The sequence below is a fragment of the Neisseria sp. HMSC067H09 genome, assembly GCF_001814135.1.
GTDB lineage: Bacteria > Pseudomonadota > Gammaproteobacteria > Burkholderiales > Neisseriaceae > Neisseria.
The window spans coordinates 1-16,587 of record NZ_KV814883.1; the positions used below are offsets into that span (position 1 = coordinate 1).

At 51.5% G+C, this 16,587-nt stretch carries 17 protein-coding genes; 8 read left to right on the forward strand and 9 right to left on the reverse strand.

Annotation, left to right across the window (positions count from 1 at the left end):
• Nucleotides 1-75: 75 nt before the first annotated feature.
• A complete protein-coding gene (gene ispD, locus HMPREF2954_RS03490) occupies nucleotides 76-765 on the reverse strand; it encodes a 2-C-methyl-D-erythritol 4-phosphate cytidylyltransferase (protein WP_045073332.1) in 690 nt (229 codons plus the stop codon).
• A complete protein-coding gene (gene dnaQ, locus HMPREF2954_RS03495; protein WP_141755629.1) occupies nucleotides 762-1,484 on the reverse strand; it encodes a DNA polymerase III subunit epsilon in 723 nt (240 codons plus the stop codon). Before dnaQ ends, ispD begins: the two co-directional genes overlap by 4 nt.
• A gap of 394 nt (nucleotides 1,485-1,878) precedes the next feature.
• On the opposite strand from dnaQ, the gene HMPREF2954_RS03500 reads away from it, so the two are divergent.
• On the forward strand, nucleotides 1,879-2,361 hold the full coding sequence (locus HMPREF2954_RS03500) for an NGO0322 family iron-responsive protein (RefSeq protein WP_003742463.1): 483 nt from the start codon (nucleotides 1,879-1,881) through the stop codon (nucleotides 2,359-2,361).
• A gap of 169 nt (nucleotides 2,362-2,530) precedes the next feature.
• A complete protein-coding gene (locus tag HMPREF2954_RS03505) occupies nucleotides 2,531-2,974 on the forward strand; it encodes a DUF4124 domain-containing protein (protein WP_082054514.1) in 444 nt (147 codons plus the stop codon).
• 83 nt (nucleotides 2,975-3,057) lie between these two features.
• On the opposite strand, the gene purM is transcribed toward HMPREF2954_RS03505, so the two are convergent.
• Nucleotides 3,058-4,092, reverse strand: a complete 1,035-nt coding sequence (gene purM, locus HMPREF2954_RS03510; protein WP_003764184.1) for a phosphoribosylformylglycinamidine cyclo-ligase — start codon at nucleotides 4,090-4,092, stop codon at nucleotides 3,058-3,060.
• Nucleotides 4,093-4,296: 204 nt separating this feature from the next.
• Here purM and HMPREF2954_RS03515 point away from each other — a divergent pair, with 204 nt between their 5' ends.
• Entirely contained in the window at nucleotides 4,297-5,367 is a 1,071-nt protein-coding gene (locus tag HMPREF2954_RS03515) for an AI-2E family transporter (RefSeq protein ID WP_039406356.1), read from the forward strand.
• Between the two features lie 264 nt (nucleotides 5,368-5,631).
• A complete protein-coding gene (locus HMPREF2954_RS03525; protein ID WP_003778025.1) occupies nucleotides 5,632-6,348 on the forward strand; it encodes an S-methyl-5'-thioinosine phosphorylase in 717 nt (238 codons plus the stop codon).
• A gap of 242 nt (nucleotides 6,349-6,590) precedes the next feature.
• On the opposite strand, the gene metE is transcribed toward HMPREF2954_RS03525, so the two are convergent.
• Both metE and metF read right to left on the reverse strand, forming a co-directional pair.
• Nucleotides 6,591-8,867, reverse strand: coding sequence for a 5-methyltetrahydropteroyltriglutamate--homocysteine S-methyltransferase (gene metE / locus HMPREF2954_RS03530; RefSeq protein WP_045073343.1), 2,277 nt, complete (start codon nucleotides 8,865-8,867; stop codon nucleotides 6,591-6,593).
• A gap of 136 nt (nucleotides 8,868-9,003) precedes the next feature.
• Nucleotides 9,004-9,882, reverse strand: a complete 879-nt coding sequence (gene metF / locus HMPREF2954_RS03535) for a methylenetetrahydrofolate reductase (RefSeq protein ID WP_045073345.1) — start codon at nucleotides 9,880-9,882, stop codon at nucleotides 9,004-9,006.
• A 96-nt stretch (nucleotides 9,883-9,978) separates the two neighbouring features.
• Between metF and HMPREF2954_RS12195 the strand changes: the two genes are divergently transcribed.
• Entirely contained in the window at nucleotides 9,979-10,218 is a 240-nt protein-coding gene (locus HMPREF2954_RS12195) for a hypothetical protein (protein WP_141755630.1), read from the forward strand.
• Nucleotides 10,219-10,225: 7 nt separating this feature from the next.
• Here the strand turns inward: HMPREF2954_RS12195 and iscX are convergent, their stop codons facing one another.
• Complete coding sequence (iscX, locus tag HMPREF2954_RS03540; RefSeq protein ID WP_003742471.1) at nucleotides 10,226-10,423, reverse strand: Fe-S cluster assembly protein IscX; 198 nt, start codon at nucleotides 10,421-10,423, stop codon at nucleotides 10,226-10,228.
• Between the two features lie 260 nt (nucleotides 10,424-10,683).
• Here iscX and HMPREF2954_RS03545 point away from each other — a divergent pair, with 260 nt between their 5' ends.
• Nucleotides 10,684-11,295 carry a hypothetical protein gene (locus HMPREF2954_RS03545; RefSeq protein WP_045073347.1) on the forward strand — a complete coding sequence of 204 codons (612 nt, stop codon included), beginning with the start codon at nucleotides 10,684-10,686 and terminating at the stop codon, nucleotides 11,293-11,295.
• Nucleotides 11,296-11,430: 135 nt separating this feature from the next.
• On the opposite strand, the gene fdx is transcribed toward HMPREF2954_RS03545, so the two are convergent.
• The 3 genes from fdx to hscA form a co-directional block, all read right to left on the reverse strand.
• Entirely contained in the window at nucleotides 11,431-11,772 is a 342-nt protein-coding gene (gene fdx / locus HMPREF2954_RS03550) for an ISC system 2Fe-2S type ferredoxin (RefSeq protein ID WP_003764447.1), read from the reverse strand.
• An 85-nt stretch (nucleotides 11,773-11,857) separates the two neighbouring features.
• Nucleotides 11,858-12,220: a TIGR02328 family protein gene (locus tag HMPREF2954_RS03555; protein WP_045073349.1), complete on the reverse strand. Its 363-nt coding sequence runs from the start codon at nucleotides 12,218-12,220 to the stop codon at nucleotides 11,858-11,860.
• 78 nt (nucleotides 12,221-12,298) lie between these two features.
• On the reverse strand, nucleotides 12,299-14,161 hold the full coding sequence (hscA, locus tag HMPREF2954_RS03560; RefSeq protein WP_045073351.1) for a Fe-S protein assembly chaperone HscA: 1,863 nt from the start codon (nucleotides 14,159-14,161) through the stop codon (nucleotides 12,299-12,301).
• A 196-nt stretch (nucleotides 14,162-14,357) separates the two neighbouring features.
• On the opposite strand from hscA, the gene hpnD reads away from it, so the two are divergent.
• Nucleotides 14,358-15,206, forward strand: a complete 849-nt coding sequence (gene hpnD, locus HMPREF2954_RS03565) for a presqualene diphosphate synthase HpnD (protein WP_070689002.1) — start codon at nucleotides 14,358-14,360, stop codon at nucleotides 15,204-15,206.
• Nucleotides 15,203-16,516 carry a hydroxysqualene dehydroxylase HpnE gene (hpnE, locus tag HMPREF2954_RS03570; protein WP_045073355.1) on the forward strand — a complete coding sequence of 438 codons (1,314 nt, stop codon included), beginning with the start codon at nucleotides 15,203-15,205 and terminating at the stop codon, nucleotides 16,514-16,516. The genes hpnD and hpnE overlap by 4 nt, the downstream gene beginning before the upstream one ends.
• Nucleotides 16,517-16,587: the final 71 nt, after the last annotated feature.

Genomic DNA, 16,587 nt, shown 5'->3' on the forward strand with positions numbered 1-16,587 from the left:
GCACTTCAAATGCGAATCCGCCGTCGTCTGAAAATCCAAATTCTGGTTTTCAGACGACCTTTTTGTCGAGGTTATTCAAGTATTCAAAAGCAGCCGTATGATAAATTCGTCCTGAGGGAGGGTTAATTTGAGATTGCGGATATCCCCCTGTACCAGTAGAGGCCTTATGCCCAGTTGTTCTACGGCAGAGGCTTCATCGGTAATACCGTTTAAGTCGGAGGAGGATAGGGCGCGATTCAATAATCCGGCTTGAAAAAGCTGCGGTGTCTGTGCCTGCCATAAGTCTTTACGGGGTACGGTTTCCAGGATTTGTCCGTCGGTATCGGAACGTTTGATGGTGTCGGCTGCGGGAATGGCCAAAATGCCGCCTTCTACTTTTGTTCCGGCTGCCTGAATCAGGCGCGACAGGGCATCTTGGGGCAGGCAGCAGCGGGCGGCATCGTGAACCAAAATATTATCGTGGTTATCCGCCAACCTCTTTTTCATCAGTGTTTGCACACCGTTGCGGACGGTTTCTGCCCGGGTATTGCCTCCGACGTTGAAAACCACTGTCTTATCAGAGGTTGTCTGAAGATGATTAATAAAAGGATCATCAGGTGAGACAATAATAGCGACCAAGTCGATAAACGGATGTTGTGTAAAAATGGCAACCGTATGCTCTAAGACGGTTTTGCCGTGTATCCGGATATATTGTTTGGGTTTGCCTGCACCGAAGCGAGCGCCGATCCCTGCGGCGGGAATCAGGGCGATATGCCGTCTTTTCATACATTCTCTCCGGCGGCTGCCTGCCTCCATATGCAGGCCTCTCCCAGCGCATCGAGATATTTTTCGTGTTCTTCAAGCTCTTCAGCATTGGCTTTGATGACTTTTAAGCGCGACGAACGTTTTGTTTCGGCGATGATGACGGGCTTGTCTTCTTTTTTTTCTTCTTCACCTTCTTCACCCATTAAGTCGAATTGTTGGCGCGTCATTGCCAAATAAACTTCGCCTAAAAGTTCGCAGTCGATTAAAGCGCCATGCAGTACGCGCTTGCTTCTGTCGATGGAGAGGCGGTTGCACAAGGCATCCAGGCTGGCTTTTTGCCCAGGAAACATTTCACGCGCCATCGCCAGCGTATCCGTAATTTCGCAGCCAAGCTCTTCAACGGAGGGCAGACCCATGCGGCGGAATTCCATATTTAAGAAGCCTACGTCGAATTTCGCATTGTGAATAATCAATTCCGCGCCACGGATAAATTCGCTGATTTCTTGTCCGACCTTTGCAAACGGCGGAGCGTTTTTCTCTTCTAAAACGTCAATCGTCAGCCCGTGTACGCGTGCGGCTTCTTCAGGCATATCGCGCTCGGGATGGACGTAAAGGTGCAGGAAGCGTCCGGTCATTTGGCGGTTGATCATTTCCAGTCCTGCAAACTCGACCAAGCGGTCGCCGTTTTCGGCGTAAAGGCCGGTGGTTTCGGTATCAAGGATAATCTGGCGTCTCATCAAATGCTCCAATGACTGAATGAAAAAATGTCTCGTATCATACTCAAGGAGGGGGTGAAAGTATAGAGTAGAGTTGCTTTGTATTCTTATTGGGATGTTGTTTAGATGAGGGAAAATATTTTAGACAAGTGGGGTATGAGCAGTCTTATGGTTACGAAAAGGTAGAAATTGCTGACAATTTTCAGACGAGCGAAAGCAGTTTGTCTTTCAAAAGGCTGATGGATACTAAATCCTGAGTAAAATACTCAACTTTTAAAAAATTAATTTCTTTTTAAATCATTGTGTTATTTCTGTTTTAAAAAATAGTAACAATTATCATTTGCAAAATTAAAAAATACTCGTATAATGCAACTCATCGAAACGAAACGACAGCGCAACAGAACGAAAGGAGAATGAAATGCCGGAAAGTATTTTCAAGCAAGTCTCCCTTGATATTCTGAGACTGCATCAACAAACCATCCGTTCGCTTTTGGCAACCCAATGCTGCAACGATTGTGAAGTTCACGATGTATTCTACATTACGCTGGACGGACGCTATTATGTTTGGCTGCCTTGTATGAATAAGGCAGAGCAAGTAGAAGCGGGCATTTTGCTGATTGAGGACGAAACCAGTGATATTCGTCTGAGCTGGGTGGCAAATACCCGGGAAGTACAGAAAAAAGACAGCTTATATGAAAAAGTTGTTTCCGCTTTACAACGCCGGTTGCGGCAGACGAAAAATAAGTTTATCCAGGCTAAAGATACTTGCCTGCTTGAACTGACCCCGAAGCAGGGGCGTCTGACGACAGGCAGCAGAGATTTATCGCTTTCACCGCATGATTTGATGAAAGCACTTTATCCGGCAACCCATCAATTAAAATCAGGAGGATTTGCCTTGTAACAGTTTTGGTAGTGGTTTGTGTTCCTTTTGCGCCCCTTAAATGTTTAAAGGGGCGATTTTTTTTGCTTTTTGATACACAGTAATCGTCTTGTTATGACATATTATTTAAAATCAAGTACAATATTGTCATTTCAAATTAATCGCTCATCATTTGAATAGGGGAATTTTAATGAAATTGAAACTTTCTGCATTATCCGTATTGGCGGCGGCTATTTTGTGTTCTTCCGGCGCATTGGCGGCTGACAGTGTCTATACATGGAAAAACGGCAAGGGAAACAGCTATTCCGATACGCCGAACCGGCTCCAGCTTGACCGCTCCAATGTGATGAATATTCGTACACACAGTGTCAAAGCGGCAGTCAAACCCAAATCCGAAGCTGCGGACGAGGGTACGCTGGCAGAGCAACAGGCGAAATTAAATGAGCGGATGTTGGCTAAGAATAAACTGATTGAGGAGCAAAACAAAAAAATTGAGGAAGAAAACCGTAAAAACAAAGAAGACAACTGCCGTGTCGCACGAATGAACCAACAGTCTGCCGAAAGCGCGCGCGTTGCCAATCGTGATGATTTGGTCAAGCGGTATCAAGGGGATGTTGCCAAATATTGCAATTAATGGAGTGTAAAATTTAAAAGGTCGTCTGAAACAGATAGTTTTGCTGTTTCAGACGACCTTTTATTTAGATTCAGGTTTTTGATTTAAGCGACTTGGGTCTGATGTTCGTCACCGTTGCGTTCGCGGATTTTGCCCAAACGGTAAACGGTTTCGCCTTGTTCTGTTAAGAATGCCTGCACCGCGTCGGCATCCTCTTCGGCAATCACGACCACCATGCCGATGCCGCAGTTGAAGGTGCGGTACATTTCTTGCGTTTCCACATTGCCTGCCTGTTGCAGCCATTGGAACAGCTTGGGCAATTCCCATGCTTTGGCATCGATTTGGGCGACGGTGTTTTCCGGCAGGATGCGCGGCACGTTTTCAGTGATGCCGCCGCCGGTAATGTGCGCCATGCCTTTGACGGTGAATTTTTCCAAAGCAGCGAGAATGGGTTTCACATACAGGCGGGTCGGGGCGATGATGGTTTCGCGCAGGGTTTTGCCATTGTCGAACTCGGCGTCCAAATCGGGATTGTCGCGGGCGATGATTTTGCGGACGAGGGAATAGCCGTTGGAATGGGCGCCGTTGGAAGCCAGCCCCAACACGATGTCGCCCGCTTTGATGCTGCGGCCGTTGATGACGCGCTCTTTTTCGACCACGCCGACGGCAAAGCCCGCCAAGTCGTATTCGCCTTCGGGGTACATGCCGGGCATTTCGGCGGTTTCGCCGCCGATGAGGGCGCAGCCGGATTCTTCGCAGCCTTGGGCGATGCCTTTAATCACGTCGGTAGCGCGGGCGACGTCGAGTTTGCCGCAGGCGAAATAGTCGAGAAAGAACAAAGGTTCTGCGCCTTGAACCAAAATATCGTTGACGCTCATGGCGACGAGGTCGATGCCGACGGTGTCGTGTTTGTCCCAATCGAAGGCGAGTTTGAGCTTGGTGCCTACGCCGTCGGTGCCGCTGACGAGGACGGGATTTTTGTATTTTTTGCTGATTTCGACCAATGCGCCGAAGCCGCCCAAATCACCCAACACTTCGGGACGCATGGTGCGTTTGGCAAAAGGTTTGATGTTTTCGACCAGTTGGTCGCCTGCGTCAATATCGACGCCTGCATCGCGGTAGCTGAGTGAAGTGCTCATGAATGGGTTCCTTATCGTGATTGGGACGGAAAAACGATGGGGCGTATTTTACCTTATTTTGCAGGCGCGGGCTTGGATTTTTCGGTGATTTTGTAAACAATCTGAGGTTTCAGACGACCCCGTTTATTCTGTTATACTGGACGGTCAGGAGTCGTCTGAAAACGATTGCGGCGGCTTCCGCTGAAACACACATGGAAAGGTTTTATGTATCAGAAAAAAACGCGCGGCATGAAGCCGTGGATCATTATGGGCTGCGTGATTGCGGCTTTTGTCTGGCTGCTGTACGCGCTGGGCGAGATCCTGACGCCGTTTATTGTGGCGGCGGTATTGGCTTATGTGTTGAATCCGCTGGTGGAATGGTTGCAGAAGAAAAAGATTAAACGCGGCCCCGCGTCCATGATGGTGATGGTATTCGCTTTGCTGTTGCTGCTGTCGTTGATGCTGATTATCGTGCCTATGCTGATCAACCAGTTTAACAATATGGTCAGCCGCATTCCCCAAATCGTCGATTTTACGCAAAACAGGCTGCTGCCTTGGCTGAACCATGTGGCGGGTAATTATGTGCATATCGATCAGGATTCGGTGGTCAAATGGTTGCAGTCGCATATAGGGGAATTGAGCAACACGCTCAAGGCTTGGGTCCCGACGCTGATGCGCCAAAGCGGCAACGTCATCAGCGGCATGAGCAACCTGATCCTGCTGCCGCTCTTGCTGTATTATTTCCTTTTGGACTGGAAACGCTGGTCTTACGGCATCAGCGCGTTGGTTCCGCGCCGCTTTATCGACACTTATACGCGCATCACAAGCAACATGGATGAAGTTTTGGGCGAGTTCCTGCGCGGGCAGTTGATGGTGATGCTGATTATGGGGCTGGTGTACGGGGTCGGGCTGATGCTGGTCGGACTGGATTCCGGTTTCGCTATCGGTATGATTGCCGGTATTTTGGTGTTTATCCCGTATTTGGGCGCGTTTACCGGACTTTTGCTGGCAACCGTCGCCGCTTTGCTGCAATTTGGCACATGGAACGGTCTGATTATGGTGTGGGTAGTGTTCGCTATCGGACAATTCCTCGAGAGTTTTATCGTTACCCCGAAAATCGTCGGCGACCGCATCGGCCTGTCGCCTTTCTGGGTGATTTTCTCGTTGATGGCTTTCGGACAACTCATGGGCTTCGTCGGCATGCTCGCCGGCCTGCCGCTTGCCGCCGTAACCTTAGTCCTGTTGCGCGAAGGTGTGAATGCTTATTTCCACAGCCGTTTTTACAAACACAAGTAAAAGGACAAAAGGTCGTCTGAAATCAGATATGGGTTTTCAGACGACCTCCCAGCCTTTCTTCGACAGCCATGTTGAACAATTTTGCACTTTGGTTTATATCCGGTTTCCTATCGATGTTGCTATGGGAAATGCTTCCCCTAGACGACGGATACAGCTTTCCGGAAAAAATGAAGGTATTAATCCTGTTTTCCATCATCATGGCTGTTTTGCAAACCTTTTTCTTTCCGACACTCACTCCCTGAAATCACTTATATATAGGACCATATGTTAGCCATCATCGGCGGCAGCAGCCTGACCAAGCTGCCCGAACTGAGCATCACCGACCGCAAAATCGTCCGCACCCCCTACGGACTGACCAGCAGCCCCGTCTTAAGCGGCAAACTGGGCAGTCAGGACATTTTCTTCCTCGCGCGGCACGGCTTCGGCCATACCGTCGCGCCGCACGAAATCAACTACCGCGCCAACATTTGGGCGTTGCATTCCATAGGTGCGGAATACATCGTCGCCGTTTCCTCCGTCATCAGCATCAACGACCGCTTTGAAAACGGCGCGCTCGTCCTGCCCGACGACTTGATCGACTACACCTACGGCCGCAAGGACACCTTTTTTGAAGGACAGGAAGAACCGGTCGTACACACCGATTTTCTCGAACCCTACTCCGCCGGACTGCGCGAAAAAATTGCCGAACACGCGCAACAGCACCAAATGCCCTTATACACCCAAGCCGTTTACGGCTGCCTGCAAGGCCCGCGCTGGCCGACCCGCGCAGAAATCCAACGTTACCGCCGCGACGGTGTGGACGTATTGGGTATGACCGGAATGCCCGAAGCCTTCCTCGCCCGCGAACTGGGCATCCAATACGCCCACTTCTGCGGCATCACCGACATCCGCTGCCTCAGCGGCGGAGCGGAAGGGACGGAATGCGGCTTGGAAACCGAGCTTGCCATCGGCAAAATCCGTCGTTTGCTTGCGGGTTTGTAAACACCATCTTTTGTGGAATGACTTTAAATCAGGACATGGCAATGAAACTGTGGGTAGCGTAAGCAGTACGAAGCTGATTTATCTGTTGTCTCATCATTGGGAATCATCTTTCTGAAGCTTAGGTGAGGCAATGCCGTATTGCTTCAAAGTTAATCCGCTATGTTTTTCCCTTGATTCTCTAAACCATATAAAAAGGTCGTCTGAAAATTTTCAGACGACCTTTTGATTACGCTAGTTCAAACTTATTTCGCCAATTCGGCACGCAGTTTGTGGGTAACGTTCATCATGACTTGGAGTTGCTCCAGAGTTTCTTTCCAACCGCGTGTTTTCAGACCGCAGTCCGGGTTTACCCACAGGCGTTCAACCGGTACGACTTCGATGGCTTTACGCAACAGGTGTTCCACTTCGGCTTCTGTCGGTACGCGTGGGCTGTGGATGTCGTAAACGCCCGGGCCGATGTCGTTCGGGTATTTGAATTCGCCGAACGCGGTCAAGAGTTCCATGTCGGAACGTGAAGTCTCGATGGTGATGACGTCGGCGTCCATAGCTGCGATGGCAGGCAGGATGTCGTTGAACTCGGAGTAACACATATGGGTGTGGATTTGTGTGCTGTCTTCGCAACCGGTAGAGGACAGGCGGAAGGATTCGCCGGCCCAGTTCAGGTAGGCATCCCAATCGGCGCGTTTCAAAGGCAGGCCTTCACGGATGGCAGGTTCGTCGATTTGGATGACTTTGATGCCTGCTTTTTCCAGATCCAATACTTCGTCGTTCAGAGCCAGTGCGATTTGTTTGCACACGGTAGCGCGTGGAATGTCGTTGCGGACGAAAGACCATTGCAGGATGGTTACAGGACCGGTCAACATGCCTTTCATCGGGCGTTTGGTCAGGCTTTGTGCGTAAGTAGACCAAGCGACAGTCATGGCTTCTGGGCGGCTTACGTCACCGAAGATAATCGGTGGTTTCACGCAGCGTGAACCGTAGCTTTGTACCCAGCCGTATTGGGTGAATGCGAAACCGCTCAACAATTCGCCGAAGTATTCGACCATGTCGTTACGCTCGGCTTCGCCGTGTACCAGTACGTCCAAGTCCAGTTTTTCTTGCTCTTCAACCACCAAGGCGATTTCTTTTTTCATCGCGGCTTCGTAATCGGCGGCAGACAGTTCGCCTTTTTTGAAGGCTGCGCGTGCTTGGCGGATTTCGGTGGTTTGTGGGAAAGAACCGATGTTGGTCGTCGGCAGCAGGGGCAGGTTCAACCATGCTTGTTGCGCTTTGATGCGGTCGGCAAACGGTGATTTACGTTGGTCTGCGTTGGCAGGCAGGTCGGCAAGGCGTTTGGCGACGTCTGCGCGGTGGATTTCACTGCTGTTGGCGCGTGAATCGGCAGCAGCTTGGCTGGCAGCGAGTTCATCGGCAACGGAATCACGGCCTTCGTTCAATGCGGCTTTCAGAACGCGCAATTCTTGGGTTTTTTGCAGGGTAAATGCCAACCAAGAGTAGAGGTCAGGTTTGTTGGCTTTCAGTTTTTCTTCAACTGACAAGTCAAATGGAGTGTGCAACAGCGAGCAAGAGCTGGAAATCCACAAACGGTCGCCCAGTTTGGCTTTCAGGGGCTCGACAGTTTCCAAAACTTTGTTCAGGTTGGCGCGCCAGATGTTGCGGCCGTCGATAACGCCGGCAGACAGGACTTTGTCGTAGTCGGCGAACGCATCCAGTTGTTCAGGAGCGCGTACCAAGTCGATGTGCAGACCGTCAACGGGCAGGGCTTTCAGCAATGCGGCGTGTTCGGCAACGGAACCGAAGTAAGTGCTCAACAGGATTTTGGCGTTTACTTTGCTCAAAGTGGCGTAAACGTCTTTGTAGGCTTCCACCCATTCTTTAGGCAGGTCAACAGCCAAAGCAGGCTCGTCGATTTGAATCCATTCGGCACCGGCTTCAACCAAAGCGTTCAGGATTTCAACGTAAACGGGCAGCAGTTTTTGCAACAGGCTCAGGCGGTTGAATTCGACTGCGCCTTTTTCTTTACCTACCCACAGGAAGGTCAGTGGGCCGACGATGGTCGGTTTGGCTTTCAGACCGAGGGCTTGGGCTTCTTTCAGTTGTTGAACGTAGTGTTTGGCGTTTGCTTTGAATTCGGTATCGGCGTGGAATTCAGGCACCAAGTAGTGATAGTTGGTGTCGAACCATTTGGTCATCTCGATGGCGAATTGGTCTTTGTTGCCGCGCGCAAGTTGGAAGAATTGTTCCAAAGACAGGTTTTGGCTGTCGAAGCCGAAACGGGCGGGAATCGCGCCGGTAGCGACTTGCAGGTCGAGGATGTGGTCGTAGAAAGTGAAATCGCCTACGGCAACGTAATCGGCGTTGGCAGCGGCTTGGTGTTTCCAGTTTTTTTCGCGCAGGTCTTTGGCGACGTCGAGCAGCTCTTGTTCGCTGATTTCTTTGCGCCAGTATTTTTCTTGGGCGAATTTCAATTCACGGAAGGCGCCGACACGCGGGAAGCCTGAGAAATGTAATGTTGTCATGTTGAACTCTCCAGTTGGATTTTGTAAGGACCGGTTCAATCCGAATCGGTCGGTATTGTAAATCAGAATAGGGCGGATGGGGCGGCGTTTTGTTTTTCAGACAACCCCCTGAGGTCGTCTGAAACCGTTTTCGGCTTTAGGGGCGCACGCCTAAAATATGGCAGATGGCGTAAGTCAGCTCGCTGCGGTTGAGCGTGTAGAAGTGGAAATCTTTCACGCCTTCGCGGGACAGGACTTTGACCATGTCGATGGCGATACTTGCCGCCACCAGATTGCGCGTTGCTTGGTCGTCGTCCAAGCCTTCATACATTTGCGACAGCCATTTCGGGATTTTGACGTTGGTTACTTGCGCCATTTTGCCGAGTTGCTTGAAGTTGGTAACAGGCAGGATGCCGGGAACGATTTCGACGTCGATGCCCAGCATTACGCAGCGGTCGCGGAAGCGCAGGTAGCGTTCTACGTCGAAGAAGAATTGGGTGATGACATGGTTTGCACCCGCATCGATTTTGCGCTTCAGATTGATCAGGTCGGCTTGTGCGGATTTGGCTTCGGGATGCACTTCGGGGTATGCCGCTACGGAGATGTCGAAGTCGGCGACGGAGCGCAGGAGTTTGACCAGGTCTTCGGCGTAAAACGGTTTTTTCTCATAGCCGGGCGGCTCGTCGCCGCGCAGGGCGACAATACGGCGGATGCCGCTGTCCCAATAGTCTTTGGCGATTTGGCGCAATTCGTCGGGAGAGGCGTCGATGCCGGTCAGGTGCGGCGCGGCTTCCAAGCCGGTTTCCTGTTGGATGCGTTTGACGATGCTGTGCGTACGGTCGCGTTCTCCGGAGTTTGCGCCGTAGGTTACGGATACGAATTTGGGATGAAGGGTTTGCAGGCGATGGATGGAGTCCCACAGCATGGTTTCCATTTGTTCGTTTTTCGGCGGGAAAAATTCGAACGAAACGTTGATGTCGCCCTTCAAGTCGGAAAGGCTGTTGTTTAACGCATTGATTTCTTTTGCGTAACTCATTGGCTGTGTACCTCGGTTGTCTTTTTTAAACGTTTTCAGGCTTGTATGATAAATTTGCCTTGTGTATGAGTCAAATTCAAAATTTTCAGAAAGTTTATGAATTATTTTAATGTGGCTGCCATTATGCTTGTCTCTATTGGTATGAGGGCAAGCCGGCGAGAAAATACATATTCTGATGTGTGTGAATATCTTGAAATTAAATGGATTTCAATGGCTTGTATTCTTGTTGGTAAAGCAAAAGCAATAAGATGTTTTGCGCTTGAGTTGGCTATCAACCCATTCAAACGTCGTCTGAAAAATTTTCAGACGACGTCTTGGTTTTTAGCTTGCAAATGATGTTGCCTCACTCAGCCTCTTCAATCCATGCCTGTTGTACGGCTTCGAGGATGCGTTCGCCGCAGCGTGCGGGATCGTCGTCGAAGTCGGGCAGCGCCATAATCAGGTCGCGCAGTTGGGTGAAGCGAACGGTTTTCGGGTCGATGCTGTCGCCGTGCAGGTCGTAGAGTTCTTCGGCGATGCGTTGGGTGTCTGTCCATTTCATGATGTCGTTCCTTTTGGAGTGTCCGAATGGTTTGATTCGGGATGGCTTGTTTAGGTTTTAATGCTTTGGGGGAAATTTGTGTCGGCAATGATTAATGCGTCTGAAATCGCATATGGTATTTTCCTATGTAATATTTTCAAGGCGTACGTTAATACATTTTTCTGACTTTCACTAAGGAAAATTTACACTTTGTCATGCAACCAAATCATTTGGAATGGTTCTTAAAGAAATCCATTATAGTATGAATAACAGGAAAATCGATGAACAACGCACTCAATGCCAAATTATCCAAACTTATTTACGCGCTCGCCTCCGATGATCCTAATTATCTTGCTAAAGCGGGCGTGTTCGACCGCCTGCTGCTGCTTATCCGCGAGCTTTATCAGATGCTGGACGAGAGCGAGGGGCTGAAGCGGCTTTCGCTGCGCCTCCGTTATGGCAAGCGTTACGGCATGATTGCTTTGGATGCCGCTGCGCCGGACGAAGATGCGGGCGCTTTGCGTTTGAAACGCTGGATGGTGTATTCGCGTATTGCGGAACGCATTGTCGGCTGCGGAAACGACGTGTCTGTGGCGCTTGACGATATGGCGGTGGAAAACGAAGAAGCAAAACAGCGTTATATGGATGCCGCAAATGAAATTATCAAACGCTTCGGCTTGGCGGGATATGTCCCCGAGCCGCCAAAATCCGTCACAACTGCAACAAAAAACGAACCGGCACCGAAGCCCGAACCTAAGAGCATCATTACCCGTCATGGCAGCAGCCTCAGTATGCTGAACGCTAAAGGCAGAGTGGAAAATTACCCTGTTGCGCAAACCGTCGCTTCGATGAAAGTATCCCGCTTAAGGTTTGTCGTTCCACGTTCCAAATAAACGATTTGGCAGCGATTTGACGGAAGGTCGTCTGAAAACGGTCGGTAAGGCAGTTTCAGACGACTTTTTGTTTGCTCAAAATTTGGCAGGGATCGTCTGAACATTGCTGTATCCGTTTCAGACGACCTCTTTGCATCAATGATCTTCGCGCGCGTGGTTGATGGTGTATTTGGGGATTTCGACCACCAAGTCCTCGTCGGCAACCACCGCCTGACAGCTCAGGCGCGAGTCGGCCTCCAAGCCCCATGCCTGGTCGAGCAGGTCTTCTTCCAGCTCGCTCGGTTCTTCCAAACTGTCGAAACCTTTGCGGATGATGACGTGGCAAGTGGTGCAGGCACAGGATTTTTCACAGGCGTGATCGACTTCGATGTCGTGGTCGAGCAGCACGTCAAGAACGGTTTTGCCTTCGGGCGCGTCTTCGATGACTGCACCCTCGGGACATAATACGGCGTGTGGGAGTACGGTAATTTTGGGCATTTTTATTGTCTCTTGTAATGGGTGGATAGGGTTTGTGGGTAATTTTCAGACGACCTTTTGTGATGAAGAGGTCGTCTGAAACCGTTTATAACACGATGCCTTTGTTTTTTAAATTTTCCAGACATTCGTCCAGATAAGCATCATCGTGTTCGGGGTAAATCGGCGAATCGGCGGCTTCGATATCGTGTGCGGGATAAGGGGTAACTGCTTTGCCGCGGTACAGCGGGTCTTTCCACAGCGGGTCGGGTTTGTAACCGCGTTTTTCCATTTCTTCCATAATCAGCGCGTGATACAGATAGAGCTTGTCAGGCGAATGGGTGAAAACGTAATTCACCGTCGCGTGCGGCCTGCCCCAGCCTGCTCCGCGCAGGGCGGCACACTCGCGGTGTTGTCCCAAAAGCTGGGCGCGGGGGAGCAGGGGGATGAGGGTTTGGTGCCAAAGTCGCATAGAAGAAATCGGATCGGTTGGGATATTAGATTTTCAGACGACCTTGTGTTTTACAAGGTCGTCTGAAACTGTTAACCATCAAATATTATCGACACTTTGCCCTGTCAGCGCACGTTGGATGTTGCGGTTCATGCGTTTGGCGGCGAAGTTGTCGGTGCTGCGGCTGAGTTTGGCGACGGCGGCGCGGATGTCTTCGGCGTTGCCGTCTTTCAGACGAACTTGCAAATCGGCGATGTCTTGCTGGATTTGTGCAAGCTCTTCGGCATCCAGCAAATCGCTATCCAATTCAAGGGCGGCGTTGACGGCGCTGGTCAGGCTTTCGGCTTCGACCACGGCTTCGGCGCGTGCGCGTGCCGCCATGTCTTCGGCGGCGTTGCTCATGCTGTCTTTGAGCATTTGGGTGATGGTGTCGTCGTCCAAGCCGTAGGAAGGTTTGACTTCGATTTGCGCCTGTACGCCGGTGCTTTGTTCTTGTGCGGAAACGGACAGCAGGCCGTCGGCGTCAACTTGGAAGGTAACGCGGATACGCGCCGCGCCTGCGGTCATGGGCGGAATGCCGCGCAGGGTGAATTTGGCAAGGCTGCGGCAGTCGGAAACGAGTTCGCGCTCGCCTTGTACGACGTGTATCGTCATGGCGGTTTGACCGTCTTTGAAGGTAGTAAAGTCCTGCGCGCGCGCGGTGGGGATGGTGGAATTGCGCGGGATGATTTTTTCGGCGAGTCCGCCGTAGGTTTCCAAACCGAGCGACAGGGGCGTAACGTCCAGCAGCAGCCATTCGCCGTCGGTTTTGTTACCGGCAAGGACGTTTGCCTGTATGGCGGCGCCGAGCGCGACGACTTCGTCGGGGTTGAGGTTGTTCAGCGGGGTTTGTCCGAAGAAGGTAGCGACTGCTTGTTGAACGTGCAGCATACGGGTGGAACCGCCGACCATAATCACGCCTTTGATGTCGGCTTTGGTCACGCCTGCGTCTTTCAGTGCCTGTTTTACCGGCTCTATGGTTTTTTGCACCAAATTTTGCGTCAGGTGGTGAAATTCTTGGCGGGTAATGACGGTATGGATTTTGCGGCCGTCTGAAAGCGTGGCTTCAACGACGGCTTCGGTTTGACCGGTCAGTTGTTCTTTGGCGGCGCGGACAAGGGAAAGCAGAAGCTGGCTGTCGCGCTCGTTGAGTTTGGAAAGGTCGTTTTGTTCGAGCAGGTGGCAGAACAGGCGGTGGTCGAAGTCATCGCCGCCCAATGCGCTGTTGCCGCCGGTGGCTTTGACTTCAAACAGCCCTTTGGTCAGTTGCAATACGGATACGTCGAACGTACCGCCGCCCAAGTCGTAAACGACAAACGTGCCTTCTGAGGCGTTGTCCAGCCCGTAGGCAATCGCGGCGGCGGTCGGCTCGTTAAGGAGGCGCAAGACGTTCAAGCCCGCCAAACGCGCGGCATCTTTGGTGGCTTGGCGTTGGGCGTCGTCGAAATAGGCGGGAACGGTAATGACGGCGCCGACCAAATCGCCGCCTAAAGTTTCTTCGGCACGCGATTTGAGGGCTTTGAGGATTTCAGACGACACTTCGATAGGCGTTTTGGCACCTTGGCGGGTGTTCAGCTCGACCACGCGCTCGTTGGGCGTGAAACGGTAGGGCAGGTATTGCGCGTCCTGCGCGAGGTCGGTCAGCGTGCGACCGATAAGGCGTTTGGCGGAGCTGATGGTGTTCAGCGGGTCGGTTTTTTGGGCGGCAAGGGCGGCTTTGCCGACTTCGACGGCATCGCCTTCGCCGTAGCGGACGACGGAGGGCAGGGTGGTGCGCCCGTCCATATCGGTCAGACAGACCGGGCTGCCGCTGCGGACGGTGGCAACCAGGCTGTTGGTTGTACCCAAGTCGATACCGACGGCGAGGCGGTGTTGATGTGGAGCGGCGGACATGCCGGGTTCGGAAATCTGCAAAAGAGCCATGATTGTGTGCCTTTTGATGCTGTATTTATTAGGATAGGTCGGTATTTTAACAGATTTCAGGCGGATAGTTGAGTGGTTTGGTAGGGAATTGCGATAATCGGATTCCGTTTATTTATAAAGGTCGTCTGAAATTTCCCTACTGCCCCAAATCCGATAAAATCCGATTTTACTATTATGATAATTTTTAGGACACGCCGTGCAAGGACTTGATTATTGCCGTCAGAAGGCAGAAGAAAGCCGCTCCAGTTTTTTGTCGGGCTTCCGTTTCCTGTCGCAGGAAAAGCGGGATGCGATAACGGTTTTGTATGCTTTTTGCCGCGAATTGGACGATGTGGTCGATGACTGCTCCGATCCGAATGTGGCGCAGGCGACGTTAAACTGGTGGCGCGGCGATTTGGACAAGGTATTCGGCGGTATGATGCCGGAGCATCCGGTCAATCAGGCTTTGCGGCAGGTGAAGGAAACATTCAAGCTGCCGAAATATGAATTGGAAGCCTTAATCGAGGGGATGCAGATGGATTTGGTTCAGGCACGTTATGGCAGTTTTGAAGAATTGAAGCTGTATTGCCACCGCGTTGCGGGCGTTGTCGGCTGCCTGATTGCGCGGATTTTGGGTTTTTCAGACGACCGAACGCTGGAATACGCCGATAAGATGGGCCTTGCGCTGCAACTGACGAACATTATTCGTGATGTCGGCGAGGATGCGAGAAACGGTCGGATTTACCTGCCGATGGAGGAAATGCAGCGGTTTGACGTGCCTGCAAGCGTGATTATGCAATGTAAGCCGACGGCTAATTTTGCCGAACTGATGCGTTTTCAAGTTTCACGCGCCCGCGAGACTTATCGTGAGGCAATGTCGCTGTTGCCTGCTGCCGATAAAAAATCCCAAAAAGTCGGTTTGGTGATGGCGGCGATTTATTACGCGCTACTGAACGAAATCGACCGCGACGGCGCGCAAAACGTCCTGACTTATAAAATTGCCATTCCTTCGCCGCGCAAAAAGCGTATCGCCCTGAAAACTTGGTTATTCGGATTTAAGCCATGAATACTCCGCATCTTCGCCCGAAAATTGCCGTCGTCGGTGCAGGCTGGGCAGGTTTGTCTGCCGCAGTGTCGTTGGCGCGCCGTGTCGATGTTACTGTATTTGAAGCCGGTCGGCAGGCGGGCGGACGGGCGCGTACTTTGGCTGGGAATACCGACGGATTTAGTTTTTTGGATAATGGGCAGCATATCTTGCTCGGCGCTTATCATGGTGTGTTGACGCTGATGGAGCACATCGGCGCTGATCCTGAAGACGCTTTTTGTCGTTTGCCGCTGCAATGGCATATGTATGAAGGTTTGCAGTTTCAAAGTACGAATCTTCCTTCGCCGCTGCATATTTTGACCGGCATATTGCGTGCTAAAAAAGTTTCGTTTTCTCTGAAAATCAAGCTGTTATCCGATATGGCTGCGTTGCAGCGTTACGCACGCGGCAAGCGCGCTGATTTGGCCGTTGCCCAATGGCTGCGGCAGCGCAATGTTCCGCGCAGGCTGGTTGCAGAGTTTTGGCAGCCGCTGGTGTGGGGCGCGCTCAATACGCCTTTGGAACATGCAAGTTTGCGGGTGTTGTGCAATGTTTTGTCCGACGGCGTATGGGCGGATAAATCCGGCAGCGACTACCTTTTGCCCAAGCGCGATTTAGGCGCAATCATCGCCGAACCTGCGGTGGCAAAACTCAAGCAATGCGGTGCGGATATTCGTCTTGAAACCCGCGTAGGTCGTCTGAAAAACCTTCCTGACGGACGCGTCGTTGTGAATGACGAGGTTTTTGATGCCGTTATTGTTGCGGTTGCGCCGTATCATGCCATCCATCTTTTCCCTGAAGATACCCCGAGCTATATTCAGACGACCTATCAAAATCTCCAATACCACTCAATTACTACCGTCTATCTTCGCTATGCCGTTCCCGTTCATCTGCCCGCGCCGCTGACCGGACTTGCCGACGGTACGGCGCAATGGCTGGTGTATCGCGGCGCACTTGGTTTGCCGGCAAACGAAGTCGCCGCCGTCATCAGCGTTTCCGACCATGTCGGCGCGTTCAAAAGCCAAGAATGGGCAGAGAAAGTCCATGCCGACGTAAAACGCATCTGCCCTTATTTGGACGAACCCGAAGCCGTCCGCGTCATCACTGAAAAACGCGCGACCACAGCCTGCACGCCTGATTCCGCCACTCCCGATTTTGCTTGGTTGCACCAGCGGCGCATCTATCCGGCAGGCGACTACCTGCACCCGCGCTATCCGGCTACGTTGGAAGCAGCGGTACAGTCGGGTTTGACGGCGGCGGAAATGTGTTTGGCAGATTTCGGGTTAATATAAAGGTCGTCTGAAACTCAAATCCGAGTTTCAGATGACCTGAGACCTTTGCAAAAATAGTCTGTTAACAAAAT

Excerpts from the sequence above, each read along its gene's own strand:
- iscX (WP_003742471.1), bottom strand. The coding sequence starts at position 10,423 with ATGAAATGGACAGACACCCAACGCATCGCCGAAGAACTCTACGACCTG.
- HMPREF2954_RS03500 (WP_003742463.1), top strand. The coding sequence starts at position 1,879 with ATGCCGGAAAGTATTTTCAAGCAAGTCTCCCTTGATATTCTGAGACTG.
- ispD (WP_045073332.1), bottom strand. The coding sequence starts at position 765 with ATGAAAAGACGGCATATCGCCCTGATTCCCGCCGCAGGGATCGGCGCT.
- metF (WP_045073345.1), bottom strand. The coding sequence starts at position 9,882 with ATGAGTTACGCAAAAGAAATCAATGCGTTAAACAACAGCCTTTCCGAC.
- metE (WP_045073343.1), bottom strand. The coding sequence starts at position 8,867 with ATGACAACATTACATTTCTCAGGCTTCCCGCGTGTCGGCGCCTTCCGT.
- HMPREF2954_RS12195 (WP_141755630.1), top strand. The coding sequence starts at position 9,979 with ATGAATTATTTTAATGTGGCTGCCATTATGCTTGTCTCTATTGGTATG.
- hpnE (WP_045073355.1), top strand. The coding sequence starts at position 15,203 with ATGAATACTCCGCATCTTCGCCCGAAAATTGCCGTCGTCGGTGCAGGC.
- HMPREF2954_RS03525 (WP_003778025.1), top strand. The coding sequence starts at position 5,632 with ATGTTAGCCATCATCGGCGGCAGCAGCCTGACCAAGCTGCCCGAACTG.
- fdx (WP_003764447.1), bottom strand. The coding sequence starts at position 11,772 with ATGCCCAAAATTACCGTACTCCCACACGCCGTATTATGTCCCGAGGGT.
- hscA (WP_045073351.1), bottom strand. The coding sequence starts at position 14,161 with ATGGCTCTTTTGCAGATTTCCGAACCCGGCATGTCCGCCGCTCCACAT.
- HMPREF2954_RS03545 (WP_045073347.1), top strand. The coding sequence starts at position 10,684 with ATGAACAACGCACTCAATGCCAAATTATCCAAACTTATTTACGCGCTC.
- HMPREF2954_RS03515 (WP_039406356.1), top strand. The coding sequence starts at position 4,297 with ATGTATCAGAAAAAAACGCGCGGCATGAAGCCGTGGATCATTATGGGC.
- purM (WP_003764184.1), bottom strand. The coding sequence starts at position 4,092 with ATGAGCACTTCACTCAGCTACCGCGATGCAGGCGTCGATATTGACGCA.
- HMPREF2954_RS03555 (WP_045073349.1), bottom strand. The coding sequence starts at position 12,220 with ATGCGACTTTGGCACCAAACCCTCATCCCCCTGCTCCCCCGCGCCCAG.
- HMPREF2954_RS03505 (WP_082054514.1), top strand. The coding sequence starts at position 2,531 with ATGAAATTGAAACTTTCTGCATTATCCGTATTGGCGGCGGCTATTTTG.